The 25,793-nt window shown below is 65.2% G+C and carries 24 protein-coding genes and 1 tRNA gene; 13 read left to right on the plus strand and 12 right to left on the minus strand.

Annotated elements, in window-relative coordinates; translation table 11 throughout:
* The first annotated feature begins 460 nt into the window (after positions 1–460).
* The gene (locus tag AC3WLB_RS10325; RefSeq protein WP_492505662.1) at positions 461–817 is read left to right on the plus strand and encodes a hypothetical protein; all 357 of its coding nucleotides are present in this window, start codon (positions 461–463) and stop codon (positions 815–817) included.
* Positions 818–952: 135 nt separating this feature from the next.
* On the plus strand, positions 953–1,429 hold the full coding sequence (locus tag AC3WLB_RS10330) for a DUF3846 domain-containing protein (protein ID WP_492505664.1): 477 nt from the start codon (positions 953–955) through the stop codon (positions 1,427–1,429).
* Between the two features lie 125 nt (positions 1,430–1,554).
* On the opposite strand, the gene AC3WLB_RS10335 is transcribed toward AC3WLB_RS10330, so the two are convergent.
* Positions 1,555–4,200, minus strand: a complete 2,646-nt coding sequence (locus tag AC3WLB_RS10335) for an NACHT domain-containing protein (RefSeq protein WP_492505666.1) — start codon at positions 4,198–4,200, stop codon at positions 1,555–1,557.
* Between the two features lie 786 nt (positions 4,201–4,986).
* Here AC3WLB_RS10335 and AC3WLB_RS10340 point away from each other — a divergent pair.
* The 9 genes from AC3WLB_RS10340 (at position 4,987) to AC3WLB_RS10380 (ending at position 13,769) form a co-directional block, all read left to right on the plus strand.
* A complete protein-coding gene (locus tag AC3WLB_RS10340) occupies positions 4,987–5,526 on the plus strand; it encodes a hypothetical protein (protein WP_492505668.1) in 540 nt (179 codons plus the stop codon).
* Positions 5,527–6,085: 559 nt separating this feature from the next.
* Entirely contained in the window at positions 6,086–6,397 is a 312-nt protein-coding gene (locus AC3WLB_RS10345) for a hypothetical protein (protein WP_492505670.1), read from the plus strand.
* A complete protein-coding gene (locus AC3WLB_RS10350) occupies positions 6,394–6,615 on the plus strand; it encodes a hypothetical protein (protein ID WP_492505672.1) in 222 nt (73 codons plus the stop codon). The genes AC3WLB_RS10345 and AC3WLB_RS10350 overlap by 4 nt, the downstream gene beginning before the upstream one ends.
* The gene (locus AC3WLB_RS10355; protein ID WP_492505674.1) at positions 6,612–7,166 is read left to right on the plus strand and encodes a hypothetical protein; all 555 of its coding nucleotides are present in this window, start codon (positions 6,612–6,614) and stop codon (positions 7,164–7,166) included. The genes AC3WLB_RS10350 and AC3WLB_RS10355 overlap by 4 nt, the downstream gene beginning before the upstream one ends.
* 289 nt (positions 7,167–7,455) lie before the next feature.
* A complete protein-coding gene (locus AC3WLB_RS10360; protein WP_492505676.1) occupies positions 7,456–8,019 on the plus strand; it encodes an MT-A70 family methyltransferase in 564 nt (187 codons plus the stop codon).
* 18 nt (positions 8,020–8,037) lie between these two features.
* The gene (locus AC3WLB_RS10365; RefSeq protein ID WP_492505678.1) at positions 8,038–8,232 is read left to right on the plus strand and encodes a hypothetical protein; all 195 of its coding nucleotides are present in this window, start codon (positions 8,038–8,040) and stop codon (positions 8,230–8,232) included.
* 390 nt (positions 8,233–8,622) lie between these two features.
* The gene (locus AC3WLB_RS10370) at positions 8,623–10,746 is read left to right on the plus strand and encodes a type IV secretory system conjugative DNA transfer family protein (protein WP_492505680.1); all 2,124 of its coding nucleotides are present in this window, start codon (positions 8,623–8,625) and stop codon (positions 10,744–10,746) included.
* 199 nt (positions 10,747–10,945) lie between these two features.
* Positions 10,946–11,770 (plus strand): replication-relaxation family protein, encoded by an 825-nt coding sequence (locus tag AC3WLB_RS10375; RefSeq protein WP_492505682.1) that lies wholly within the window; start codon positions 10,946–10,948, stop codon positions 11,768–11,770.
* 196 nt (positions 11,771–11,966) lie between these two features.
* Positions 11,967–13,769, plus strand: coding sequence for a recombinase family protein (locus AC3WLB_RS10380; protein WP_492505684.1), 1,803 nt, complete (start codon positions 11,967–11,969; stop codon positions 13,767–13,769).
* Here AC3WLB_RS10380 and AC3WLB_RS10385 read toward each other — a convergent pair.
* Positions 13,732–13,808, minus strand: a tRNA-Pro gene (locus AC3WLB_RS10385). The genes AC3WLB_RS10380 and AC3WLB_RS10385 overlap by 38 nt on opposite strands.
* 346 nt (positions 13,809–14,154) lie before the next feature.
* On the opposite strand from AC3WLB_RS10385, the gene AC3WLB_RS10390 reads away from it, so the two are divergent.
* Together AC3WLB_RS10390 and AC3WLB_RS10395 are read left to right on the plus strand one after the other, a co-directional pair.
* A complete protein-coding gene (locus AC3WLB_RS10390) occupies positions 14,155–14,841 on the plus strand; it encodes a TetR/AcrR family transcriptional regulator (RefSeq protein ID WP_492505686.1) in 687 nt (228 codons plus the stop codon).
* Positions 14,842–14,864: 23 nt separating this feature from the next.
* Entirely contained in the window at positions 14,865–15,827 is a 963-nt protein-coding gene (locus AC3WLB_RS10395; RefSeq protein ID WP_492505688.1) for an ROK family protein, read from the plus strand.
* A gap of 22 nt (positions 15,828–15,849) precedes the next feature.
* Here AC3WLB_RS10395 and der read toward each other — a convergent pair whose 3' ends face one another.
* The 10 genes from der to pyrG all read right to left on the minus strand — a co-directional run bounded on the left by der (position 15,850) and on the right by pyrG (position 25,793).
* Entirely contained in the window at positions 15,850–17,391 is a 1,542-nt protein-coding gene (gene der, locus AC3WLB_RS10400; protein ID WP_492505690.1) for a ribosome biogenesis GTPase Der, read from the minus strand.
* The gene (gene cmk, locus AC3WLB_RS10405) at positions 17,381–18,070 is read right to left on the minus strand and encodes a (d)CMP kinase (RefSeq protein ID WP_492505692.1); all 690 of its coding nucleotides are present in this window, start codon (positions 18,068–18,070) and stop codon (positions 17,381–17,383) included. The genes der and cmk overlap by 11 nt, the downstream gene beginning before the upstream one ends.
* Positions 18,067–19,155 carry a prephenate dehydrogenase gene (locus AC3WLB_RS10410; RefSeq protein ID WP_492505694.1) on the minus strand — a complete coding sequence of 363 codons (1,089 nt, stop codon included), beginning with the start codon at positions 19,153–19,155 and terminating at the stop codon, positions 18,067–18,069. Before AC3WLB_RS10410 ends, cmk begins: the two co-directional genes overlap by 4 nt.
* On the minus strand, positions 19,152–20,012 hold the full coding sequence (locus AC3WLB_RS10415; RefSeq protein WP_492505696.1) for a pseudouridine synthase: 861 nt from the start codon (positions 20,010–20,012) through the stop codon (positions 19,152–19,154). The genes AC3WLB_RS10410 and AC3WLB_RS10415 overlap by 4 nt, the downstream gene beginning before the upstream one ends.
* A complete protein-coding gene (gene scpB / locus AC3WLB_RS10420; protein ID WP_492505698.1) occupies positions 20,009–20,635 on the minus strand; it encodes an SMC-Scp complex subunit ScpB in 627 nt (208 codons plus the stop codon). Before scpB ends, AC3WLB_RS10415 begins: the two co-directional genes overlap by 4 nt.
* On the minus strand, positions 20,625–21,458 hold the full coding sequence (locus tag AC3WLB_RS10425) for a segregation and condensation protein A (RefSeq protein WP_492505700.1): 834 nt from the start codon (positions 21,456–21,458) through the stop codon (positions 20,625–20,627). Before AC3WLB_RS10425 ends, scpB begins: the two co-directional genes overlap by 11 nt.
* On the minus strand, positions 21,442–22,275 hold the full coding sequence (locus tag AC3WLB_RS10430) for a ParA family protein (protein ID WP_492506194.1): 834 nt from the start codon (positions 22,273–22,275) through the stop codon (positions 21,442–21,444). Before AC3WLB_RS10430 ends, AC3WLB_RS10425 begins: the two co-directional genes overlap by 17 nt.
* Positions 22,276–22,435: 160 nt before the next feature.
* Positions 22,436–23,398: a site-specific tyrosine recombinase XerD gene (xerD, locus tag AC3WLB_RS10435; RefSeq protein ID WP_492505703.1), complete on the minus strand. Its 963-nt coding sequence runs from the start codon at positions 23,396–23,398 to the stop codon at positions 22,436–22,438.
* A 9-nt stretch (positions 23,399–23,407) separates the two neighbouring features.
* Positions 23,408–24,082 carry an NUDIX domain-containing protein gene (locus AC3WLB_RS10440; protein ID WP_492505705.1) on the minus strand — a complete coding sequence of 225 codons (675 nt, stop codon included), beginning with the start codon at positions 24,080–24,082 and terminating at the stop codon, positions 23,408–23,410.
* Positions 24,075–25,793: a CTP synthase gene (gene pyrG, locus AC3WLB_RS10445; RefSeq protein WP_022898846.1), complete on the minus strand. Its 1,719-nt coding sequence runs from the start codon at positions 25,791–25,793 to the stop codon at positions 24,075–24,077. Before pyrG ends, AC3WLB_RS10440 begins: the two co-directional genes overlap by 8 nt.

Below are 25,793 nucleotides of genomic sequence, written 5' to 3' on the forward strand. Positions count from 1 at the left end.
TCCCCGGTGGCCACGCTGTTCTTTCAGTGGGGCCGTTGTTACTCGGGGTTCGTTACACCACTCTACGGGGCACTACTGCTCGATCAGCATACAAGGGCCGCTGAGGAGCGGGCGCCTGCTGAAGCGACGCGCAAGACTAGCGAGGTCATTTCCCCCAAGCTGAAACGTCAGTAGGCCGGGCAACCCAACCTTTACGTTTGAATCGCTCACTTGTCCCCCACGAGATTGGTCAGAATGCGCTCGTCATGAGCACGCGGTAGTCAGAAGATATCGAGCCTGCTGGCCCCTCCGCGAGTAGTCAAGAAGATCGCAGCGATCGGCGGATTGACCCCTCCCCCAAACCGCGCTTAACTCAGGGCGGCCGTCGAGCATTGCTCCGGCATCTCCGTCGTTGCGAAGCGACTTCCTAGGGAAACCAACCATGGTTTGCCGGTCGCCAGCAACGAAGGAGGTAGGTCACATGAGTGATCTCATTTCGCTACCAACCGGCTCCGACGCCGGCAGCACAATTCGCCCCCTGTCAGTCCGCATGTCTGACAGCACTCGAGCTCAACTCGAAGTCCTCGCCCAGGTCAACAACCGCAGCGTCACCGAAGAAACGCGTCTGGCACTTGAGCACTGGGTGGAGAAAAGCAAGGCAGACCCAACAGTGCAGAAGCGCGCTGACGCCGTCCGCGCCGAGATCGAACATGATGCCTCCGTCCGACGGACGGCCATCGAGTCGATCTTCGGCGCGACAGGCACGAGCTCGCCGACGCAGCAGAAGCCCGCCGTCGCCCGTGGCGCTTCGAGAAGCTCCGGCAAGTCGGGTGAGTAGCACTACCGGCGGGTCGCTTCCTGGTCTCTTCAGATCGGGAAGCGGCCTCGTCAACACCTCTGCAGCGAGCCCTCAGCTCGTGAGTGTCATTCTCCCGCCAACCGGCGCGAGATAACCCTCACGAAGGAGAGAACAATGCCCAAGGGAATCGTGATCCCACACGACGAGTCACAGTCCATGTATGAAGCCGAGCTAGATAGCCTGGCGGCGTATCAAGCGGCCGTCGGCGGCTACATCGAACCAGTGCGGTTCTTCCACGTCGATCTACTGATGTTCGCGAACGAAGAAGGCAAGGTGCGAGGCTTGCCATTCAACCGGCGAGCGACCGCCATCTGGTGGCTGCATGACCGGTTCGCACGCGACGTCGACGAGCTTGTTGGAGATGTCGTGCTGTTCGGTGGCCTCGGCGGCGAGGCGGCAGACGTCCCCGAGACGCTCGCGGACCTCATCCTGCGAACAATTCAGTTCCGCGTAGAGGTTCGCATTGCGGATCGGCTGGGATGGCACGACCGCGAGACGCTGCTCTCGAGCTACGTCGACGGCGCCGTATTCGCGCTGCTCGACTTCCGATCTGACGATGTGGTGACCGACATCCGCGTGGTCGGGGAGTAATAAGGCGGCGGAGTACCTCCACTTCGAACTTCAAGTTCGGTGGGAGCTCCGCCGCCATTTAATTCCGGCCACCGCTCGTCGCGTCCGTTGCTGCCCATTCGAGCAAACATCTACCGTCTAGTGCTTCACGACACCTCCGTTCGAAGCTGCTGCAGGGCTAGAAGTCTGTCTCTCCACCGAGGCAGCTGGCCCTCCCGTGCCAAGTACTCGGCAACTTGGGCGATCACCCGCGTCCCAAGCCCATGTGTCGCCAGATAGTCGTCTCGCAAAAGCGCCTCAACGACTTCGAGGTCGAGTAGGGGGCGTGGAATTGGAGCGTAATCATATTCCGGTGGGGTATAGATACGCAGGGCGTGGCGACTCAGGGCCACCCGCAGTTCAGGGGATATGTCGTGCCCGCGTGCGTAAACTGCCCCATGCAAGAGGGAGTCGAGACTAGCATCCGCATGCCGGTAAGCGGCGCGAGTCAAGAACTCGTCAAGACTCTCGGGGCTCATCTTTTTGAACACTGCCTGCTCCAATGCATAACCAACCCGGGAGGGCAAGTCGAGGAGAGAGGAGTGCAAAGAGCCGCCCACAACAACTCCAGGAAGATCTGACGTCATCCTCGGGAAGGCACGAATAGTCGAAAGTGCAGTCCCCGCAGCACGTATCGTTGGCGAGTCCAACTCACTTGCCTGAACGTTCAGACTACGCAATAGCCCCAGCCAGTCGACCTGAAGAACGTCCGTGCAGTCTCCGACTTGGAGGCAGGCATCGAGCAATGGGGGCGCCGGCGCTTCGCTCTCAGCAAATCTCACTTTGAACTCGCTCTCCGCGCACCAGTGACCAGTGAGCGTCCAGTCGCTCGTCTCCCAGCCCACCAGTTCGCCTGGCTCGACGATGGACCCGAGGTAGAATGCAGCGACCACGTTTTCTGATCCCACCCCCATGAGCTCACTCACCTCGCCGGGGATTTCGCCTTCCTCGACTCGCCCCTGATTCCTGGCGCGGCTGATAGCCCAGGTGTTCCTAATCCAGTGCGGCGATGTTCGTGCGAGATCGTCAAGGGTCTCTGGGTAGCTCTCTAGCAGTGCCTCGGCAATCGCCACCGACTGCGGAAACGGCGTCATTTCGACGAGTTCAGTCCAAGCGATCAGATCCGCCTTCGGGAGGTCTGGGGGCAGATGGAAGCCCTCGAGCATAGGCGCGTCGGGATTCGCGCGGACGATCGCGCTGAGCATAGCAATGGTCTGCTGCGGTTCGACGTAGGCCAGGTTGGTCAGCCCGGAGGCTAGGAATCGACGGACGAAAGTCTTCGGACCAACCTGATGTCGATGCCTGATCTGATGCAGAATATTGGGAACTATCTCATGGACATCCCCAGATACGTCGGCCATCACAAGTGCTAGGTCGATGCCTTGGTCTAAGGTCCACGAATCGAGCACTTCTCGGCCCCTGTGTGAGATGACATCAATGTCGATGAACTCATCGAGGTAGTCCAGTTGGCCCGAATCGATCAAAAAGTCGGTGATCTGTCGACCCACAAGTCTTGGCACGGATTCGGCAAATTGATCGTTCGTGAATAGCTCGCGGAAATTATTCATGATGACTTGACCGGGATCACCCTGACCAACCTTGGACAAAACATAACGGGTCAGGTCAGACACCTGGGTGGGGGACAGGCCATCAAACGCAAATCTCAGGATCTCGATCCAAGCATCTGACTGGAGCGCCTCCAGCAGAAGTGCGATGCTAGCGGCGCTTGGGCGGTGCAGGCGTTTTTGAAGCGCCGACCCAGCGAAGTATTCGGCGAAGGTTCGATGTATCCAAATCAATTCACGATTGAGAAGTGGGAAGCGCGCCGTCTCGGGGCCGTAAACCGTCAGCAATTCGGAATCCAGCAACTCGGACAAGTTGCTTCCGATAGGGAGGTCGAGGAAAGAGATGTGACTTCGAACTGCTGTTGCACTTGGCCTGGCAGTATTCCCTACCGCCATGTGCCAGGCCAGAGCTTCGTGGTCGGCAATGGACGCACGTAACTCGTTGAGCCCTCGCCGTCGAGGCGGATCAATCCACTGTCGCTCCAGCAGCGTCGCCGTTGCCTGCCTGTACAGGTCCGAGCGTGTGAGTCCCGAATCGAGCGTTCCGCGCTCGGCCAACATCATCACCATCCCCGCCAGCACAGGGGAACGAACTAAGTCTCTGACCCCTTTCGATTCTTTATAGGCAGCGAGCGCACGCTCTGTTCCGGGGGCAGTCGGGGACGAAAACCACGCTGAGGCGAACTCAGGGAACCGTGCGGCACCTTGCCCAACGAGGTACTCGTTCCAACCACTCAGTGGCGAGTACCCAGCGAGGCGTGAGGTTAGCACTACGCGACCTGGCAATTCATCAAGACTTGAGACGAACTGAGCAACGTGATGGTGAGACTCCGCGTCCACCTCATCGATGCCGTCGAGAACGAGGAGCGCGCTTGAGGATTCACTTATGTAGTCAACTAGCGCCACAGTCGACAGGCCTCGCGCCATGTGCGATCGCGTGAATTCATCGACGATCACCTCAACTGGAGTCTGCCGATCCTCGTCGAGCCAACGAGAAACGACCATCGCCGCGCTGACATACAGAGCAGGAACGGTGGGATCCTGCTTCAGCGCGAGTGAAATAAGCGCTTTCCCAAAAGTCGATTTTCCGCATCCGGGGTTTCCTAAAAGGACCGCCCTCCGGTCATCGAGCAGGGACTCGAGCGAAGTCTGGTCGCCCGCCGACGGTTCATCGACGAACAGATCCAACCGGCGACTCTTGCGAATCACAGACATGTTCACCCGAGCACAACTCAACCATCCGGCGAGTACGCTCGGCGTCAGGTGCCTCGGGTAGTAACCCGGCCAGCTGCGATCAACAGCGCCAAGAACTGATGCAGCAATCGACGCATTCCAATGTCTCAACGGCTCAGGGGATGCTTCAGATACCACCACAGGACCGCTGGCAGGTAGTTCACGCTGCGTCAGGACACTGATACAGCCAGCTACGCAACGCTCTGCTTCAGCCTTTCTCTGTCTAAGAGTCCTCTCAAGTTCACGGAGGTAGCTGCTCCAAAAACGTCCGCGGTATCTCAGCAGCCGCTTGGCATCTCCCGGCAACTCGGAGAAAGCGTTGCTAATTCGTTCCAACTGGTTCCGATATTCATTGGGGTCCGTCAGAAGGCGACCAACGATGACTGATTCCTCTAAATCAGTGTGTCGTTCGTGAGGGCTGGATTCTTCGATCGGCGGGAGCTCTTTCCGGCGATCCCTCACTCGTTCCTCCTGCTCAAGCAATACCCATCGCAACAGGTCTCGGACTACGGCGTCGAATATGGATGGATCAGCTTCTGAGACAAACGGTTGGATTAGCTCATTGAGTCGATCGTCGGCGAGCAAGGAAGATACCCGCGGAATGCCTCGCCCAACGTATCCCGGAGTCGCGGTCCCATTTGTCGTTCCCAATGCCTCCCCCAAATTCGGTTGGTGACGAGACTATCTGCGAACGAAGGTTGTAAAAAATACCGCGGAGTATCGCCTCTATACCATTCGCAAGTGCCACGAGATATCCTTGACTTTAACATGACGATATGTCATAAAAAGATCGGCGTATCTGCAGAGAGCAGGTGCAAATTGGATGAATCACACAGCGATTTCGACCAAGAAAGAGTTCGAGTAGTCGCTCGCATAATCGAAGAGCGCGATGCGTTTTTCGATTACGTCAAGGGGTTCGAAGAGGATCTCGAAGCGCTAGCTGAAGACAGGTTCACGGAAGACTGGGCGTGCCTGGACGACTATTTCAGTCCATGGGTACTCTCAAAGTCCAATCCGGAAGGTGACGGATACAAAGGCCCAGGTACGAAGGAATTTGCCGAGTTCAATCGCCTTCTTCCGTGGATCATGATCGCCGTGATAGACGAAGTATGTCGAAATCCCGAGGCCTTGGACGCTGGTCGCTGCGATGCTGACGGCACCGCACGACCGATTTACCGTCGATCGCCACGGTTCCTTCTCCGCGGATCAGAGCCACGGACCCTCCCGGACTATGACGACTGCATCTCGCTGCTGGTAGAGCAACCCTGGCCGTTCCCATAGTCATTACAGAAATCAACTATCGCAGATACGCCGCTGCCCGGCTCCCAAAGGAGCCGGGCATTTCATACCCAGATTTGTCCTCGCATCGACCCGGAAGATTCGCCAGAAAAGGTTGAGATGGCGCTCCTTTTGAACTCGGATGCGCGCAGATGTCCCATCCTTTGGGGTTCGCGAATCAGACGTGAACTGCAGGCTTAGCGGCAACCTCATCCACCGAACGTAAGGAAGCGAGATTGCCAAGATACGGGCCTGATCCCGAATTCAATCCCGTCGAAAGCCGACTCAACGAAACAGAACCCATCGCAGATATTCCGCGGGCGTACGCCGGTCAACTCGTCGCGACTGTGGGCACTAGGACAACGAAACGCTCACTCACGCAATGAAGGGACAAAGCAGGGCCCGACGCAACGTTCAACCCCATCGCCTCTCGGCTCGTCGAAACCCAGGCTTCGACTTCAGCGAGTTCCCCTCCCAGTTCCGAGAATCTGCGAGGACCGGTAGGAACCCTCACCCGCACTCACGCATTTGCCATAACCACAACCCTCATTGGAGCATCATCATGAGTCAATTTCAAAGCAATGATCTCACCAGCCTTGGCGGGACACCTACCGGTCTCGGATCTCGCGTGTCAAGCGGTCTAGCACGACAGACGAAGCGCGAGACCGATGCAGTCGCGGCGCGGACCGAGGTGGCGTACGTCACCGATCAGGCTCGCGCCTTTCTGACGGCGTCCGCCGTCAACAACGTCATCACCCTCTATGGCATGGCAGAACGGGGACTGGAGTCGGCACCGGCGGCCGCTTCCGACGTGCTGGGCATTCTCAGAGCTTATTCCTCGGGGGCCGCTATCCAGATTGCCACGTTCCGATGACCGCGGCCCTGATCGCGCTCGGAATTGTCGTCGTCTTAGTGATCATCATGTTCTCCATCGCCGGGTACCTGCAGTATCGGGAGCACGTCGAAGAGCAGCGAAGAACACTCGAAGTACGTAGTCGAGCTGTCGAGACAAAGCGACAGCTCGACGCCGAAGCCTTCAAAGCAGCGCGCGAAATCCAGGAAGCAATCCTGCGTCACGGAGGTCGGCGATGACGACGCATCCAATCGAAATCGAGGATCTTCCATCGCTCGAGCTGGCGCTCCCGCCTGAATCAATCAAGCTCGGTCGAGCAGGGGCCGGCTCGTGGGTCGGTCGGGCTGTCACGCCTCTGAGTCGCGATCTCGGATTCGGCTACGTCGGTGATCAGGCTCCGCCAGCGACGGTCCGAGAGCTACATGCAGCCTTCGCTAGATCCGCCGCGACGAAGAGCCCGCTACCCGTCGAGGATCAGGGCAGTCATCCTGCCCTGTGGGGAACGGCGGCTGATCTTCAGCTCGCGTTCTGGCGCAGCGTGATTCGGTTCCGGCGAGACCTCGAATTCAGCCCCCGCGACGAGCTCTCGATCGATCTGGAGATTCTCGACCGAGCCGCCTTCGACAAAGTCTCGAAGCGTGCTCGCGCGGTACTGTACGTCGCCCTGATCGGTCAGTCGCAGTGCCGGAACGTCATCGGTAGGCCACCAGTGGATCCTCGCCAGTTCGTATTCGATGGGCTGACCTACGGGGTTACCGACGCGATCCTCCTCGAGCACGAACGAACCTGAACCGAGGTCCGCGGGGCGGCGGTTCCCTCCGCCCCGCGGCCTGTCCCGCCGACTGTCGGGTCATCTCGTGGCAAAAACCACAACAGCTGGGCCGCCGTCTTTTCGGGCCGCAGGTGCCCGCCTATCCGCCCCGACGTGGGCTCATCCGGTCGCTCCGCCGATCGCCAGGCGGCCCTTCGCCAGCTTTCACGATCGGCGGATCGAACTTCGTGATCAATTCGGTTTCACTACGGGGTGTTTCCTCGCACTTCGGTGCCGTCTAAGCGGAAACGAAAGGAGGCATACCCCCATGACACAACCAACTTCACGTAAGTACCGCACTATCCTGTGCGACTTCCCCTGGCCACAACAGTCCGGCGAGGGGCACTACAACACCGTCCCGCTCGCTCGCCTGCGCCAGTTCCCACTCGCGGACTTCGTCGACGAGCGCGGCTGTCACGTCTGGTTCTGGACGACTAACCGCTACATCAAGGAGTCGTACGAGATCCTGGAGGCGGCGGGCCTCACCGTCCGCTCCCCCTTGACCTGGGTGAAATTCCGCCTCGGTCTCGGCGGCCGGTATGGCCTGCGCAACGCTACCGAGCATCTGCTCTTCGCAACGAAAGGCAAGCTCGAACTCGGCAACCACTCGACGCCGACCTGGATGAACGCCCCAGTCGGTGCCCATTCGGAGAAACCTTCTGAGTTCTTCACCGCAATCGAGCGCATCTCGCCTGGGCCACGTCTAGAACTCTTCGCCCGCTACCACCGCCCTGGCTGGGACGACGTCTGGGGCGACGAAGTCGAAAGCACCATCTCCGTTCCGGGCTGGCCCGTCCCGTCCGACTTCACGAAAGAGGAGGTCCGCCCATGATGAAAGGAAAACACATCCATGACCGAATCGAAGCCACCGCTGCTCGGCAGAGCCTGGAGCGTGGTGTGGCTCATCATCGTCGGCACTCTTGCCATCTGGTTCGGCGTGCAGCTACTCAGGGCCATCTGGGCCTGGCTTCTGCTGATCGCCGTCCTTATTGGAGTGGGGCTCGCGACCTTCGCCTGGCTCCGCTTCCGTCGCGACCGCTGGTAGCGGCCACAGCTCAGCATCGAATCACGCCGCCAATCTTCATCTCCCGTCGCTCGGAGGTGGCGCTCCGCCGATCGCTCCGCCGGTCGTTCATTTCAGCCTTGACTCAACGAGCCCGATCGTTCACAAGTAAGGGCAGCACACGTTCAGCAGGCAAGCCAGGAGGACCGGTCCTACTCGACGTGCAGAGGAGTTCACGATGAAGGGTGGGGTACAGAAGAAGCAGCGTCAAGGAACGCGGCGGCGACGTCGTGTCGTCGCGCATGCCGTGCGTCGGCCGCGGATCGATGCCCACCGCATATCGAGGGCGCTTCTTGCCCTCGATCAAGCAAAGGCCGAAGTGGATGCACAGGCGCAGCACCGAGCCAATGAAGACCAAGCGGGGACGCCCTCATGAGCGACGCATCCGAATGGGTCTGGAATCGCATTCACTGGCCGACACTCTTTGAGAGCCCGCTCGCACTCTCATTGATCCGTCGCCTTGCCACTGACCGACACCGCAGCCGCATCGTCTTCGAAGCGTCTGCGACGGGCGGGCAGATCGCTCACTTCGTCGGGACCGAAGCTCGCCAGGCCCGGGAGGTCATCGACACCATCTCGGACCTCGTCCCCGGCGTCCAGCTCTCCGCGCACGACCGCAGCGACGACGAGTCGCTGCAAGCGGCGGTGAAGCTGACCATGCGAGGGGAGGCGCTTCCTCTCGTCATTAGAGAACCGCAGAACAGCTCGCGCGCCGTCCTAGCGGCGCTCGCGCAGGCGCAGTACAAGAACGAAGCCATGCGACTGCAGATTGTCATCGGACGAGGCCGGCCGAGCGGAGTCGTGATCAAACCACTTGACCCGACTCAGCCAGTCCTGCGCCGGCTCCTCCACGGCGTCGAACCAGCGAGCGGGGAGATACTCACCCGGTTACGTGCGAAGCAAGCCGAACCGAAAGTACGCATCGCCGTGCGCGTATCGGTCACCGCCAACTCCCCCGGCCGGCGACGGCACCTCCTCGAGGGCCTACTCGCTGCTTTGAGGACGATCGAAAGCCCCGGCACCCGTCTCGACTTCAAGGCGACGCAGGAGCACCTGAATGCGGCTCCTCGCGGCCGTGGCATCCATCTGACCCCCTCTGAGGTGCTCCTACTCCTCGGCTGGCCGCTGGACCACACCCACCTGCCGGGCATGCCATCGCCTCATCCGAAACAGCTCGCGCTGGCTCCGTCGCGCCTGAAGCAGCAGCGCGTCTTCGCCTCGACAACTGCGCCTGGAACTGAAGCCGAGGTCGGGCTATCACTTGCTGATGCGCAGTTCCACGCTCACGTCACCGGCGCGACGGGAGCAGGCAAGTCAACGATTCTCGAGACTCTCGTTCTCGGCTCTATTGAGGCCGGCCAGTCGGTGATCGTGCTCGACGCGAAAAACGACCTCACCACAGACGTGATGCGGTCGCTCCCGAATGAGTACTGGGACAGCCTCGTGCTGCTCGACCCAGCCGCCGAAACGGATGCTCCTCCCGTTGGGCTCAACCCCTTTGCCGTCCCGACCGTGCGACCCGAGCTTGTCGCCGACGGCGTCCTCGCGATCATGAAGGACCTCTTCCCGGACGCCTTCGGCCCGCGGGTCAGTGAGGTCATGCACGCAGCGCTGATCACGCTGGCACATCGCCCGGGCTCCACCCTCCTCGACCTGCCGCGCCTGCTGACCGACCCGCAGTTCCGGCGCAGGGCGACGAGCGACCTCGACCCGTTCCTGCTGGAGTACTGGCGAGGCTTCGACGCGCTCAGCGACGCCCAACGCGCCCAGGCCATCGCGCCAGCACTTTCCCGCGTCAACCAGTTCCTCCTACGCCCGGGCATCCGCCGTACCCTTGATCAACCAGATCCGCGGTTCACCCTGGCCGAACTCTTCACCGGGGAGCAGCGCATCCTGCTCGCCCCAATGAACGCCGGCCTCCTCGGCGAGTCAAGTGCAGCCCTCATGGGCGGCATGCTGGTATCGCTCCTCTGGAACCTCACCCTGGCCCGTGCCAAGGTACCCAAAGAGCAGCGCCGTCCCGTTAGCATCTTCATCGATGAGGCGCAGCTGTTCGTCCGCTCGAGTGGGACGGACCTGGCTGACTTTCTTGCGCGCGCCCGCTCCCTAGGCGTCTCGGTGCACGTCGCCCACCAGCACCGCAGCCAAATGAACGCCGAGATTCTGGACGCGCTCGACGCCAACGCCCGAAGCAAGATCGTAATGGCGCCAGCTCCCAAGGACGCCAAGCTCCTTGCTGGTCTGATTCCCGAGCTCTCCCTAGAGGACTTTCAACAGCTCCCGCCGTATCACGTCTACGCCAACCTCATGCGAGAGGGTAAGAGCACCGGCTGGTTCTCCGCTCGGACGCACCCGCCTCGCGACCGCGTCAATGACGACCAGGAGGTGCTGGATCGCTCGCTCGCGCGCTTCGGCGGCAGTCGAACCCCGAGCACCGACCAGCACGAGAAGACCGCGCCGGAGGCCACCATCGGACGACGGAGGCGCCGCCAATGAAGCAGTTCGTCGAAGCGCTGACCTGTCAGAGCGATCCGCCGATCGCCCCGCCGATCGGTCCGCCGATCGCCCCATCGTCGACGGGCCGGTCACCCCGGCAAATAGGCGACTTATCGCAATCTAGGGAAGTGACTAACACCCTTTTGAGGGTGTTCTCCGCGGCCGATCACGACGCCCACTCCTATGTTGGAGACGTCGCATGAGCACCCCTGGTCGGATGGGTCTTGCCAGACTCCGCATGTATGCCAATGACCGCGACCTGGCCGTCCTTCGCAGCATCCAGAAGTTCAGATTCCTCTCCACTCGTCACATCTGCGAGCTCCACTTCGCCACTCACGCAAGCTACGTCTCCGGCATCCGTGCCTGCACCAGAGTGCTCTCTCGACTCGAGTCGCACGGCTTCATCAGCCGCCTCCCACGGCCGGTCGGAGGCTCCGGCGGCGGTTCGACCTCCACCATCTGGAGCCTCGGCCCGGCCGGTGCTCGGCTCCTCCAGAGTGGCGAAAGCCACGGCCGGAAGAAGACATCACGAGCCCGGGCCTACGAACCAACGATCGCCTTCCTCGCTCACACGTTGGCAATCGCAGACCTCCGCGTCGCACTGGAACACCAGGTGCGAGAAGGGGTCCTTGAGTTGCTGGAGGTGCACACTGAGCCGCAGAACTGGCGCACCTTCCCGGGCCCGAGTGGGCGCACTAGAACGTTGAAGCCTGACCTATCCACCGTTCTCGCCGTCGGTGACGACGAATTCTTCCAGTACTGGGAGATCGACCTTGCCACCGAACCCATCCACCGACTTATCGATCAGTGCCTGATCTATCAGCAGTACTACGACAGCGGGGCAGAACAGGCGGAAACGGGCGTCTTCCCACTCGTCGTTTGGCTCCTCGCAGACTCGCGTCGGCGAAGTCGCCTTCAAGAGGCCATCGCCCGAAACCCCGCCCTTCGTGACGACATCTTCTTTGTAGCGTCGCCCGACGACCTCGGCCCGGTCCTATTCGGCTCTGACCCGAACCCGAACTGAGGCCCGAACGATGTAAAAACCACATCCTGAAGGGCAACCGAGGTCCGTTGTCGTCTTAACAACAACGAAGCCCGCCCGCCGGCCCTTAAGGGGTCGACTAAGGCGCACATTCGAGCTATTTTCAGGAAGCCATTCCGCCCCACACCCGCCGGTCCGGTACATCGCACCGGCTCCAACGAAAGGAGGACCCCTACCAATGACCCAACAACTCGAACCACCGAGGCCGCACCTGACAGACATCAGCGGTCTCGAACACCTGGTGTCGACACCGGCACCACCGCCAATCCGTACCGTGCAGCCCACAGACGGGAACGCCGTCGTGTATCTGCGGGTATCGACAGTCCGTCAGATGCACACCGCCGCCGACATCGACGCGGACGGCAACAGCATCGCGACGCAACGAGAAGCAACCTCCGCCAAGGTTCGCTCGCTCGGTGCCACGATCGCCGCTGAGTTCGTCGAGCCGGGTAACTCCGCACAGACCATCGCAAAGCGGCCGGTCTTCCGCCGACTTCTGAAGTACGTCGACGACCATCCCGAGATTCGCTACGTCGTGATCTACATGCGGTCGCGCGTCTTCAGAAACCACACCGATGCGGCGATCACCAAGCGAGCCCTACTCGAGCAGGACGTTCGACTCATCTCCGCTAAGGAAGAATTCGGCGAGGGCTACATGGCCGACGCCATGGAAGCCATCACCGACATCATGAACGAAGTCCAGGTCCGCCAGAGCGGTGAGGACATCAAGGTCAAGATGCGCCACAAAGCGGAATCGGGCGGCACCCTCGGTCTCGCTAAGATCGGCTACCTCAATGTCCGAAAGGACTTCGACGGCCGACTGGTCAACACCATCGAGACAGACCCCGTCAGGGCGCCGCTCGTCCGAAAGGCCTTCGAGCTCTATGCTTCCGGCGACTACACCATGGTCGCGCTCCGCTCTGAGATAACCGAGCAGGGCCTGACCACCAGACGGACCCCGAAGCGGCTCGAGCAACCTGTCTCGTCAAGCCAACTGTCACAGATGCTGCACGATCCGTACTACACCGGCGTCGTCAAGTACAAAGGCAAGCTCTACCCCGGCCGACACGAACCGATCATCTCGAAGGAGCTGTTCCTCCAGGTGCAAGAAGTGCTCGCGCGGCGGGCAAGGCGAGGTCAGCGCGACCGAGTGCACAATCACTACCTACGAGGCCTGCTCTACTGCCAGTCCTGCCATGACGCCGGCCGAGAATCACGGATGATCTATTTCGAGGTCAAGGGCCACGGCGGTATTTACGAGTACTTCGTCTGCATCAGGCGTCAGCAGGGCAAGTGTGATCAGCAGTTTCTACCCGTCTGGGAGGTCGAGAACGCCGTCGAGCAGGAATTCGCTTCTCACGCGCTCGACAAGGAGTTCACCGCCACGCTGCGCTCTGATGTCGCCGAGGCGCTCGCCGATACGCAACTTGCTGATCGAGAGCTGCGCTCCAATCTGAAGCAGCAGCTGAAGCGGCTCGGGGTGAAGGAAGACAACCTCCTCGACTTAGCCTCCGACGGTGAACTCGCCACCGCCCGGCTCAAAGAGCGTCTAGCGACCATCACACTCGAACGACAAGCGATCGAAGAACGCCTCGCCGCCACGGATAAGCAGCTTGAGGCTGGCGCAAAGATGATCCTGACGTATTTGGACATGCTCGAGAATGCAGGACAGCTTTACGCGCGGTCACCTGACACCACCCGCCGCCAACTGCTCGACGCCTTCTTTCAACCGATCTACGTCAGCGACGGGGAAGGGATCTACGCGAACGCGCAGAGCCGTCCTGCAGTCCAAGAACTGGAAGATGCCGCTGACAGCTACGCGCGCGCAAATTCAAACAAAAAAAGTAGGAGCCCCGGCCCAAGGCCGGGAACTCCTACTTTTTCTACCTCTGTCGGCTCACTCGCGGACTTTTTTCGGTCCGATGGTTTGAGTAAGGCGACTTTGGTCGGGCTGACAGGATTTGAACCTGCGACCCCTTGACCCCCAGTCAAGTGCGCTACCAAGCTGCGCCACAGCCCGTGGCTTGCCGCCGGCCACCCCGAAGGGCCGCAGACAACTTGTCCATGATAGCGCCTCCGCGAGCGCTTCGCTGACGCGGTGCCGTGCATCACGACCCCGTAACAGATCGGGCAGACAACCGATCCGCATCCATACGGATGCATAAAATCTCACTCAGAGGCGCGCCGCGGGGATGACCCCGACGGCCCCCGCGGCGCCCTCACCCACTGAGCCGCAGCGGCAACCACACCCGCACCCGCACATCCGCGCCCGCACCCGCACGGGCAGCGGCGCGGGTTCCCGCACAGTTTGGGACTCACACTCCCAAACTCACGAACTTCCGAAGTTCATCGGTACATAATTGACCATGCCCCAGTCAACAGCTGCGCCCTCAGCCACCTCCCGACGACAGGGTGCGTCCGCCAATCTGTCGGAGCCCCGAGCCGCCAGAACGCATGAAGCCCTCACCACCTCGCTCTTCGCATTGCTCCGCGACCACGACCTCACCGAGATCAGCATCTCCGAGCTCTGCCGCACCGCCGGCGTGCACCGCACCACCTTCTACGGCCACTACGCCGACATCTACGCCTTCGCCGCCGACGCCTTCGCGCGCATGCTCGACGACCTCGCGAACGTCGCCGACGACCCCGCGAGCTTCGACGACTCCTCCCCCGAGGCCATCACCGCCGCCTACGCGCAATCGGTGCGGCAAGAACTCATTCACATCCGCGACCATCGGCCGGCCTACCGCATGATGTTCGGCACGCGGGTCGATGCGGGCTTCCGCCGCGAGCTCTTCCAGCGGCTGCTGCGCCGCGCCGCCATCTCGATCTCCATCTGGCAGCGGCACGGTGTCGCCACTGAGATCGACGCGGCCACCGCCGCCGCCTACATCGCGGGCGGTTCGGTCGGCGTGTTCGAGGACTGGGCCAACAGCGACGAGACCGATGCGGATGCCCGCACCGACGAGATCATGGCCACCTCTCCCTCCTGGTGCTCCTCGCTCTACCAGGGCAACAGCCACGACACCAGCTCGCGCGATGGTGTGAACTGAGCCGGATGGTGTGAAATAAGACGGTGCCCTCCGACACCGCCGTGAACGCCACCGCCAGTCCCCTCGCCCTCGCCGTCGACGTCGGCGGCACCAAGGTCGAAGCCGCGCTCGTCGCTGCCGACGCCACCGTCGTCGCGGGCACCCGCCACCGCGCCCCCACCGGCGCCGGCAACACCACCGAGGGCATCGCGGATGCGGTGCGGCACGTCATCGACGCCACCCTCGCCGCGGCTCCCGCCGGCTCCCCCATCGTGGGCGCGGGCGTCGGCAGCGCTGGCCCCATCTCGGTCGAGCGCGGTACCGTCTCCCCCCTCAACCTCGTGGCGTGGCGCGATTTCCCGCTGGCCGAGCTCGTCGCCGAACGGTCGAGGCTGCCGCGCGAGAAGACGGTGCTCCGGCTCGACGGGCTGTGCATCCTGCTCGCCGAGCTCTGGGCCGGCGCGCTGCAGGGCTACCGCACCGCGATGGGCATGGTCGTCTCCACCGGCATCGGCGGCGGCCTGCTCGTCGAGGGGCGCCTGGTGGGCGGCCGAACCGGCAACGCCGGGCACGTGGGCCAGATTCAGCTGCACACCCACGACGTGCCGGGGCGCGACCTGTCGGTCACCCTTGAGGGCATCGCCGCCGGGCCCCGCATCGTGGAGTGGGCACGCGAGCAGGGCTGGCCGGGCAGCACCGGCGAAGAGCTCGCAGCGGCCTACGCGGCGGGCGACCCGATCGCGGTCGCCGCCGTGCGCCGCTGTGCCCGCGCGCTCGGCGAGGGCATCGCCTCGGTCTGCGCGCTCGTCGACCTCGAGGCCGTCGCGATCGGCGGCGGCTTCTCCCGCGTCACCCCCGACCTCTTCGACCTGGTGCGCACCGCGGTTGCCGAGGTGGCGCCGCTCGACACCATCCCGGGCGTGCGCATCCTGCCGTCGGCCCTCTCCGACGAGGGCCCGCTCATCGGCGCCGCCGGACTCGTGCACCGCGCCGAACTGCTCCCCTAGCCCCATCCGGGGGCGGGAGGCGCTACCGCTTGCGCTTCTCGCGCACCCGCATGTTCACCACGATGGGCGTGCCCTCGAAGCCGTAGATCTCGCGCAACCGCCGCTGCACGTACCGGCGGTACCCGGGGTCGAGGAACCCGGTGGTGAACAGCACGAATGTGGGCGGCCGCGACGCCGCCTGCGTGCCGAACAGGATGCGCGGCTGCTTGCCCCCGCGCACGGGGTGCGGATGCGCGGCCGTCAGCTCGGCCAGGAACGCGTTGAACTTCCCGGTCGGAATGCGCGTGTCCCACGAGTCGAGCGCGAGCTCCAGCGCCGGCACGAGCTTCTCGAGGTGCCGCCCGGTGCGCGCCGAGATGTTCACCCGGGGCGCCCACGTGACGTGCGCGAGATCCTGCTCGATCTCGCGTTCGAGGTAGCGGCGCCGCTCGTCGTCGAGCAGGTCCCACTTGTTGAACGCGAGCACGAGCGCGCGCCCCGACTCCAGCACGAGGTCGATGATGCGCAGGTCCTGCACCGAGATCGGCTCGGTGACGTCGAGCACCACCACCGCCACTTCGGCTTTCTCCAGCGCTGCGGATGTGCGCAGTGACGCGTAGAAGTCCGCCCCCTGCTGCAGGTGCACCCGCTTACGGATGCCGGCGGTGTCGACGAAGGTCCACACGCGCCCGCCGAGCTCGATCTGCTCGTCGACCGGGTCGCGCGTGGTGCCGGCGAGCTCGTTCACGACCACGCGTTCCTCGCCCGCCGCCTTGTTGAGCAGCGAGCTCTTGCCCACGTTCGGCCGCCCGAGAATCGCGACGCGGCGAGGCCCGCCCACCTCCTGCTTCGCGACGGCCGACACCTCCGGCATCTTCTCCATCACGAGATCGAGCAGGTCGGCCACCCCGCGCCCGTGCAGCGCCGACACCGGGTACGGCTCGCCGAGCCCGAGCGACCAGAGAGCGGATGCCCCGGGCTCCTGCCGCACGTCGTCGACCTTGTTCGCCGCGAGGAACACGGGCCGCTTCGCCCGGCGCAGCAGCTTCACGACGTGCTCGTCGGTCGCCGTCGCCCCCACGTTCGAGTCGACCACGAACAGCACGACGTCGGCGAGGTCGATCGCCACCTCGGCCTGCGCGGCGACGGCGGCGTTGATGCCCGACGCATCCGGTTCCCAGCCGCCGGTGTCGACGAGCGTGAAACGGCGCCCGTTCCACTCCGCCTTGTAGGCCACCCGGTCGCGGGTGACGCCCGGCACGTCCTCGACCACGGCCTCGCGGCGACCGAGGATGCGGTTCACCAGCGCCGACTTGCCCACATTCGGGCGCCCCACGATGGCCAGCACCGGCAGGGCCGGCAGGTAGAAGACGCCGTCGGGGTAGTCGTCGGAGAGCTCGAGCAGGTCGAGGTCGCCCTCGTCGAGCTCGTAGTCGTCGAGGCTCGAGCGCAGCGCGGCGGCGCGCTGCTCGGCCAGCTCGTCGTCGACCGAGGCGAGCCGCTCGCCGAGGTCGTCGGTCGGCGCGTCGAACTCCTCGCCGTCGTCACCCGTGGCAAGGGAGTTGGAGTTCTGGTCATCCGCCATGTGCGGTCCTCACTGTCTGAACCACCTCGACCACCGCCGAGACGGTCTGGTCGAAGTCGAGTTCGGTGGAATCGACGGTGGTCACACCGTCGGCGGCATTCATGAAGTCGACCACCCGGGAATCGGCCTGGTCACGCGCCCGGAGCGCCTCTCCGACCGCGGCCGCCGACTCGCTGGTCAGTTCCTTGGAGCGCCTGGCCATTCTAGCTTCTTCGCTGGCCGTGAGCAGGATGCGCACCGGCGCATCCGGGGCCACCACCGTCGTGATGTCCCGCCCCTCCACCACGATCCCGTCGAACGGGGTCGCGGCCATGATCGCTCGGAAGCGCTCATTGAGCCACTGCCGCACCTCGGGGATGCGCGCCACGAGACTCACGACGCCCGTCACCCGCGGTTCGCGGATGGCCTCCGTCACATCCGCCGACCCCACCCGCACGTAGTAGTGGTCGGGATCGGTGCCGATGCGGAAGTCGAACGTGGGCAGCGCGGCGATGACGGCGGCGGACGACGAGGCGTCGATGCCCTGCACCATGAGGTGCCACGACAGCGCCCGGTAGCTCGCCCCGGTGTCGAGGTAGGCGAAGCCGAGCGCGCGGGCCACGGCCCGGCTCACGCTCGACTTGCCGCTCCCGGCCGGGCCGTCGACCGCGACGACCAGGGGTTCGGTGGTGCTGGTCATCCGGCGATCCTCCAGCCGCGTTCGGTCAGGGCATCCGTCAGTCGCTGCACGGTCTCGGGCAGCACCGCGATCTCGGCGAGTCCGATCTGGGCCCCCGGCGAGTGCTCGAGCCGCAGGTCTTCGAGGTTCACCCCGATCTCCCCCACCTCGGTGAGCAGGCGCGCCAGCTCGCCCGGGGTGTCGTCGACCATCACGACGATGGCAGCGTACCGCCTGTCCTGCCCGTGCTTGCCCGGGATGCGCGCGACCCCGGCGTTGCCGCCCGCCAACTCCTCGGCGATGTCCCGCCGCGCGCCCGGCGCCTCGGGGTCGGCGAGCGCTGCGATGAAGCGGTCGAGATCGGCGCGGAACTCCTCGAGCACCGCCACCACCGGAGCGGCGTTGGCACCGAGGATCTGCACCCACAACTCGGGGTCACTGCTCGCGATGCGCGTGACGTCGCGGAGGCCCTGCCCGGCGAGGTTCACCGCCGCATCCGGTGCCCCGGCGAGCCGGCGCGCCATCACGGTCGACACCACCTGCGGCGCGTGCGACACCAGTGCGACGCTCGCGTCGTGCTCCTCGGCGCTCATCTCCACGAGGGTGGCGCCGAGGTCGAGAATGAGGTCGTCGACGGCCGCGGCCGTCTGGTACGAGATGGCGGGGTGCCCCGCCACCACCCAGGGGCGGCCGAGGAACAGGTCGGCGCGGCCCGACATCGGCCCGCCCTTCTCGCGCCCGGCGAGCGGATGCGAGCCCACGTACCGGGTCACGTCGCCGCCGGCGGCCACCACGGCGTCGAGGATCGGCCGCTTGACGCTCGCCACGTCGGTCACGACGGCGCGCGGGTAGGCGGAGAGCTCACGCACGATCACCGATGCCGTCACGTCCGGCGGCACGCACACGACCACGATCTGCGGTTCGTCGCCGTCGGTCGCGCGGCGGCCCGCGCCGTAGTCCACGGCGATGCTCACGTTCGTGGGCGACGAGTCGGAGAGGATGACATCCACCCCGCGGGCCCGCAGCCCGAGCGCGATGCTCGTGCCGAGCAGCCCCACCCCCACGACCCGCACGGGGCCGGTCAACCGGCTTTCGGGCACACTCACTCCTCGATCTCGTCGGCGCTGTCGGCCGCGTCAGTCCCATCGGCCGCGTCAGTCGCGTCAGCCGTGTCGGCCGGCCTGCCCTGCGCGTCGCGCGAGAGGGTCAGCAAACGGCCGACTTCCACCTTAGTCAGGTCGCGAACCCCGCCCGCCTTGAGGGTGCCGAGGCTGAGCGGGCCGAACGAGCGCCGCACCAGCTCGGTCACCGGGTGCCCGACCGCGTCGAGCATCCGCCGCACGATGCGGTTGCGGCCGGAGTGCAGCGTGATCTCCACGAGGGAGCTGCCGCGCTCCACGTCGAGGAGCCGCGCCCGGTCGGCGGCGATCGGGCCGTCCTCCAGCTCGATCCCAGCGGTCAGCTTCGCGATGGTCTGCGGAGTCATCCGCCCGTCCACCTTGGCGATGTAGGTCTTCAGCACGCCGAACGACGGATGCGCGAGCACGTGCGCGAGGTCGCCGTCGTTCGTGAGGATGAGGAGTCCGCTGGTCTCCGCATCCAGCCGCCCCACGTTGAACAGACGCTCCTCGTACTTCTCGGTGTAGCGCCGCAGGTCGGGCCGGCCGTACTGGTCGGCGAGCGAGCTCACGATGCCCACCGGCTTGTTGAGCATCACGTAGCGCTTGCCGGGGTCGAGCTGCACCGCGACGCCGTCCACGGCGACGAGGTCGACGGCGGGGTCGATCCGGCGCCCGAGCTCGGTCACGATCTCGCCGTTCACCTCGACGCGGCCGGCCTCGATCAGCTGCTCGGAGACCCGGCGGGAGGCGACGCCGGCGGCCGCCATGACTTTCTGCAACCGCACGCCCTCGGGCGCACGGCCCTCCGTGTCGTCCCACGGCGGGATCTCGAACGGGGTCATCGCACCGCTCCGATCTCGTCGAAGCCGTCGCTGCCGTCGGGCAGCAGGGGCGAGATCTTCGGCAGTTCCTCCAGCGAGTTGATGCCGAGCTGGGTGAGCAGCAGGTCGGTGGTGCCGTAGAGGATGGCGCCCGTCTCGGCCTGCGTCGACACCTCGGTGATGAGGCCGCGGCTGAGCAGGGTGCGCACCACCGAGTCGACGTTGACCGCGCGGATCGACGCCACCGCGCCGCGGGAGATCGGCTGCTTGTAGGCGATCACCGAGAGCGTCTCGAGCGCCGCCTGGGAGAGCCGCGACGGGTTCTGGGTGAGCACGAAGTCGGCCACGAGAGAGTCCCACTCGCTCCGCACGTAGAAGCGCCACCCGCCGGCGACCTCGCGCAGCTCGAAGCCGCGGCGCACCGACCCGGGGGCGACCCCGTCGTAGTCCTCGACGAGTCGCTCGATCCCCTGGCGCACCACCGGCACCGGCCGCCCGAGCGCGGTGGCGAGCGCCATCAGGCTCTGCGGCTCGTCGGCCACCATGAAGATGGCTTCGAGCGCCCGGTCGACGTCGATCGGCGTCGTCGCAGGGCCCCCGTCGGCACCGCCCTCCCGAACGTCCTGCTCGGCCTCAGTTGTCATAATCGGCTCCCAGATTGGCGAGGTTGTCTTCGTTCCAGTTCTCCGCCGTCCAGCGCAGGGTGAGTTCGCCGAGCGGTTCGAGCTGCTCGAACGAGATGGAGGCGTGCCGGTAGAGCTCGAGCACGGCGAGGAAACGGGCGATCACCACGCCCTTCTCGGCGATCCCGGCGATCAGCTGCCGGAACGAGACCGGCGCGTCCGACGAGCGCAGCACCGCCACCACGTGTGCAGCCTGCTCGCGGATGCTCACGAGCGGCGCGTGCAGATGCTCCAGCCCCACGGTCGGCAGTTCGCGCGGCGTGAGGGCGAACGCGGCGAGCGCCGCGAAGTCGTCGGGTGAGAGCGTCCACACCAGTTCCGGCGTCTGCTGCCGGTACTTCTCCTCGAGCCGCACCTGTCGCGGGCGGCGCGTGGCCTCCTCGTCGAAGCGGGCGGCGAGCCACGCCGACACCTCCTTGAAGGCGCGGTACTGCAGCAGGCGCGCGAACAACAGGTCGCGGGCTTCGAGCAACGCCACGTCCTCGGCGTCGACGAGCTCCCCCTGGGGCAGCAGCCCCACGATCTTGAGGTCGAGCAGCGTCGCCGCCACCACCAGGAATTCGGATGCCCGGTCGAGCTCCTCGGCCGAGTCGAGGTTCTTCAGGTAGCCGATGAACTCATCCGTCACCCGGCTGAGCGAGATCTCGGTGATGTCGAGCTCGTGCTTGGAGATGAGCGAGAGCAGCAGGTCGAACGGGCCCTCGAAGTTCGACAGGCTCAGCGAGAAGCCGGGCGCGGTGACCGGCGTCTCCGCCGCGAGCGAGGCCTCAGGCGATCGCGCCACGGGCGACCAGTTCTCTGGCCAGCTGCTTGTAGGCCTTCGCGGCGTTGTGCTCGGGCGCGAACTGGGTGATGGGTTTGCCCGCCACCGTCGCATCCGGGAACTTCACGGTGCGGCCGATCACGGTCTCGAACACCTTGTCGCCGAAGGTCTCGACCACGCGCTCGAGCACCTCACGCGAGTGCAGAGTGCGCGGGTCGTACATGGTGGCGAGGATGCCGTCGAGCTCGATCGCCGGGTTCAGCCGGTCGCGGATCTTGTCGATCGTCTCCACCAGCAACGCCACCCCGCGCAGGGCGAAGTACTCGCACTCGAGCGGGATGAGCACGCCGTGGCTGGCCGTCAGCGCGTTCACGGTGAGGAGGCCGAGCGAGGGCTGGCAGTCGATCAGGATGACGTCGTACTGGTCGCTGACCTTGCGCAGCACCCGCGCCAGGATCGATTCGCGCGCCACTTCGCTCACCAGGTGCACTTCGGCAGCCGAGAGGTCGATGTTGGCGGGGATGATGTCGAGCCCGGGAACGCTGGTGTGCTGAATGGCCTCGTTCGGGTCTTTCAGCGAACCGAGCAGCAGGTCGTAGATGGTCGGCGAGTCATGGGTGAGCACACCGAGCCCGGCCGAGAGCGCGCCCTGCGGGTCGAAGTCGATGGCGAGCACGCGGCGGCCGTACTCGGCGAGCGCCGCACCGACGTTGACGCTCGTGGTCGTCTTGCCGACGCCGCCCTTCTGGTTGCAGAGCGAGATGATGCGCGCGGGCCCGTGCGACGTCAGGGGCGCCGGTACGGGGAACTCGCGCAGCGGGCGGCCGGTCGGACCCACCTTGGGGAGATCGAGGCCGGCGAGCTCGTCGCTCGTCGTGTCGTTGTTCCGCGTCGTCTTCGCCGTTCTCACGTTCCTGGTCGGCACCGAAGTCGCTCCTCGTTCCTGCCCGCCATCCCGGCAGGGCTTGAACGATTGTAACCGTCCGGGCCCCGTCTGCTCAGCGGGCGCGCGGATGCGCGGTCTGGTACATGTCGATGAGCGTGTCGGCGGTCACGTGCGTGTAGAGCTGCGTGGTGGTCACCGAGGAGTGGCCGAGGAGGTCCTGCACCACCCGCACGTCGGCGCCGCCCTGCAGCAGGTGCGTCGCGAACGAGTGCCGGAAGGTGTGCGGCGAGATGTGCGTCTCGAGCTTCGCCCGCTCGGCGGCGCTCTGGATGACGAGCCACGCCGCCTGGCGGCTCAGCCGCTGGCCCCGGATGCCGAGGAACAGCGCTGGTGTCGACGGCCCGCGCACCGAGAACAACGGCCGCACCCGCACCAGATAGGCATCGAGGGCAGCGCGCGCGAAGCGGCCCACGGGCACGATCCGCTGCTTGCTGCCCTTGCCGGTCACCCGCACGATGTCGCCGTCCTGCACATCGTCGACGTTGAGGTCGACGATCTCCGAGATGCGCGCCCCGGTCGCGTAGAGCAGCTCGAGCAGCGCCCGGTCGCGGAGCGAGACCGGGTCGTCGCCGCCGGTGGCGGTGAGCAGGCGGTCCATCTGCTCGATCGAGATGGCCTTCGGCAGCCGCAACGCGAGCTTCGGCGGTTTCACCTCGCGCGCGGCATCCGTGTCGACCAGGCCTTCCTCGGCGAGGTAGCGGTGGAAGCTGCGCACCGAGGAGAGGATGCGCGCGATCGACGACGAACTGAGTTCCCCCTCGTCGGCCGTGCGGGCGGCCTGGGCGAAGGCGCTGATGTCGCCCTCGCCCACGGCCGCGACGTCGTCGATGCCTCGGGAACGCAGCCAGGCGGCGTAGCGCCCGAGGTCGCGGCGATAGGCGGTGACGGTATTGGCGGCGAGGCCGCGCTCCACCGTGATGTGACGGAGGAACCCGTCGACCGCCCGGTCGATGCCGGTCGATCCGGGCTTCGGCGCCGTCCCCGCCCCCGCTCGCTGCGCGGCCCCCTGAGCCATCGGCTCGGCCTACTCGTCGCCTCGCGAGCGGTCGCCCACGGCCCGGAATCGAGGATGCTCGGGCCACGCGTCGTCGGCGGGCCGGAGCGTCGACCAGCCGCGCGCCCGCGAGGCATGCGCAGCCAGCACCCCGATCACGAGCGACGGATTCTGCACCCGGCTGGCCAGCACCGCGTCGAGCGCGTCATCCAGGCTCACCCAGCGCTTCTCCATGTCGGCTTCCTCGCCGGAGCGTTCGAACGCGTCCAGCTCGCGGAGTGCCCGGGCGACGTAGATGCGGATGGCCTCGTTGTTGCCACCGGGCGTCGTGACGTAGTCGACGAGCACGTTCCACGTGGTGGCCTCGAGGTCGACCTCCTCGGCCAGCTCCCGCCGAGCGGCGTCCAGCGGCGACTCCGCCGGCTCGTCGAGGAGTCCTGCCGGCACCTCCCACTCCCGTCGGCGCACCGGATGCCGGTACTGCTTGATGAGGAGCACCCGGTCCGCGTCGTCGAGCGCCAGAATCGCCACCGCACCCGGGTGGTCGACGAAGTCACGGCGCAGGGTATCGCCGCCGTACTCGAAGCCTTCGCGCCGCACATCCCAGATGTAGCCGCCGAACACGATCTCGCTGGAGGAGACCGGGGCCTCCGTGATCTCGTCGACGAGTTCCGGCTCGCGCAGGTCGCCCTGCTGCTCAGGCATCGGCATCCTGCACCGGGAACAGCCGGGTCGCCTCCTGGCGCTCGAGCGCAGCCGCGACGAGTCCGCTGAACAACGGATGCGGGCGGCTCGGCCGCGAGCGCAGCTCCGGGTGCGCCTGGGTCGCCACGTAGTAGGGGTGCACGTCGCGCGGCAGCTCGACGTACTCCACCAGGTGCCCGTCGGGCGAGAGCCCCGAGAACCAGAGGCCGGCGTCGGCGATCTGGTCGCGGTACTTGTTGTTCACCTCGTAGCGGTGCCGGTGGCGTTCGGCGGCGCTGGCGGCCCCGTACACCTCCTCGACGATCGAGCCCGGGGCCAGGTCGGCTTCGTAGAGACCCAGCCGCATGGTGCCGCCGAGGTCGCCGCCGGCGATGATGTCGACCTGCTCGGCCATGGTGGCGATCACCGGGAACTCGGTGTCGGGGTCGAACTCGCTCGACGAGGCGCCGGGCAGCCCCACCACGTTGCGGGCGTACTCGATCACCATGCACTGCAGGCCCAGGCAGATGCCGAGCGCCGGGATCTTGTTCTCGCGGGCGAAGCGCAGCGCACCGAGCTTGCCCTCGATGCCGCGCACGCCGAATCCGCCGGGCACCAGGATGCCGTCGACGCCGTCCACACCCGTGAGCTCGCGAGCCGCACCCTCGGGCGTCTCGCAGTTGTCCGAGGGGATCCACTTGATCTTCACCTTGGTGCGGTGGCCGAATCCGCCGGCGCGCAGCGCCTCCGTCACCGAGAGGTACGCGTCGGGCAAGTCGATGTACTTGCCGACCAGCCCGATCGTCACCTCGTGCTTGGGCTCGTGCACCGCGTCGAGCAGCGGCTGCCAGCCCGACCAGTCGACCTCGGTCGCCTTGCCGGTGAGGTCGAGGTGGTCGACGATGTACGCGTCGAGCCCCTGCTCGTGCAGCATCGTCGGGATGTCGTAGATCGAGGGCACGTCGATCGCGTTCACCACGGCCTGCTCGTCGACGTCGCACATCAGCGCGATCTTGCGCTTGTTGCCCTCGGAGACGGGCCGGTCGCTCCGCAGCACCAGCGCATCCGGCTGGATGCCGATGGAGCGGAGGGCGGCGACGGAGTGCTGCGTGGGCTTGGTCTTCTGCTCGCCCGAGGCGTTCATGAACGGCACCAGCGACACGTGCACGAAGAACACGTTCTTGCGGCCGAGCTCGTGGCGCACCTGGCGAGCGGACTCGATGAACGGCTGCGACTCGATGTCGCCCACCGTTCCGCCGATCTCGGTGATGATCACATCGGGGCGCGAGGCGTCGTGCGCCTGCAGCCGCATCCGGCGCTTGATCTCGTCGGTGATGTGCGGGATGACCTGCACCGTGTCACCGAGGTACTCGCCGCGCCGCTCCTTGGCGATGACGCTGGAGTAGATCTGCCCCGTGGTCACGTTCGCGGCCTGGTTGAGGTTGATGTCGAGGAACCGCTCGTAGTGCCCGATGTCGAGATCGGTCTCGGCGCCGTCGTCGGTCACGAAGACCTCACCGTGCTGGAACGGGTTCATCGTTCCCGGGTCGACGTTGAGGTAGGGGTCGAGCTTCTGCATCACCACCCGCAGCCCACGCGCGGTGAGCAGATTACCGAGGCTGGCGGCGGTGAGGCCCTTGCCCAGAGAGGAGACGACACCCCCGGTGACGAAGATGTGCTTCGTCAGCTTCGAGTCGTGATTCGTTCGGTCCGCGTCATGAGCATCTTCCAC

The sequence above is a fragment of the Herbiconiux sp. FW305-C-125 genome, assembly GCF_058783455.1.

Bases quoted from the DNA above. Each gene is read 5' to 3' on its own strand.
- AC3WLB_RS10325 (WP_492505662.1), top strand. From the start codon at position 461: ATGAGTGATCTCATTTCGCTACCAACCGGCTCCGACGCCGGCAGCACA.
- AC3WLB_RS10330 (WP_492505664.1), top strand. From the start codon at position 953: ATGCCCAAGGGAATCGTGATCCCACACGACGAGTCACAGTCCATGTAT.
- AC3WLB_RS10345 (WP_492505670.1), top strand. From the start codon at position 6,086: ATGAGTCAATTTCAAAGCAATGATCTCACCAGCCTTGGCGGGACACCT.
- AC3WLB_RS10350 (WP_492505672.1), top strand. From the start codon at position 6,394: ATGACCGCGGCCCTGATCGCGCTCGGAATTGTCGTCGTCTTAGTGATC.
- AC3WLB_RS10355 (WP_492505674.1), top strand. From the start codon at position 6,612: ATGACGACGCATCCAATCGAAATCGAGGATCTTCCATCGCTCGAGCTG.
- AC3WLB_RS10360 (WP_492505676.1), top strand. From the start codon at position 7,456: ATGACACAACCAACTTCACGTAAGTACCGCACTATCCTGTGCGACTTC.
- AC3WLB_RS10365 (WP_492505678.1), top strand. From the start codon at position 8,038: ATGACCGAATCGAAGCCACCGCTGCTCGGCAGAGCCTGGAGCGTGGTG.
- AC3WLB_RS10370 (WP_492505680.1), top strand. From the start codon at position 8,623: ATGAGCGACGCATCCGAATGGGTCTGGAATCGCATTCACTGGCCGACA.
- AC3WLB_RS10375 (WP_492505682.1), top strand. From the start codon at position 10,946: ATGAGCACCCCTGGTCGGATGGGTCTTGCCAGACTCCGCATGTATGCC.
- AC3WLB_RS10380 (WP_492505684.1), top strand. From the start codon at position 11,967: ATGACCCAACAACTCGAACCACCGAGGCCGCACCTGACAGACATCAGC.
- AC3WLB_RS10390 (WP_492505686.1), top strand. From the start codon at position 14,155: ATGCCCCAGTCAACAGCTGCGCCCTCAGCCACCTCCCGACGACAGGGT.
- der (WP_492505690.1), bottom strand. From the start codon at position 17,391: ATGGCGGATGACCAGAACTCCAACTCCCTTGCCACGGGTGACGACGGC.
- cmk (WP_492505692.1), bottom strand. From the start codon at position 18,070: ATGACCAGCACCACCGAACCCCTGGTCGTCGCGGTCGACGGCCCGGCC.
- AC3WLB_RS10415 (WP_492505696.1), bottom strand. From the start codon at position 20,012: ATGACCCCGTTCGAGATCCCGCCGTGGGACGACACGGAGGGCCGTGCG.
- scpB (WP_492505698.1), bottom strand. From the start codon at position 20,635: ATGACAACTGAGGCCGAGCAGGACGTTCGGGAGGGCGGTGCCGACGGG.
- xerD (WP_492505703.1), bottom strand. From the start codon at position 23,398: ATGGCTCAGGGGGCCGCGCAGCGAGCGGGGGCGGGGACGGCGCCGAAG.
- AC3WLB_RS10440 (WP_492505705.1), bottom strand. From the start codon at position 24,082: ATGCCTGAGCAGCAGGGCGACCTGCGCGAGCCGGAACTCGTCGACGAG.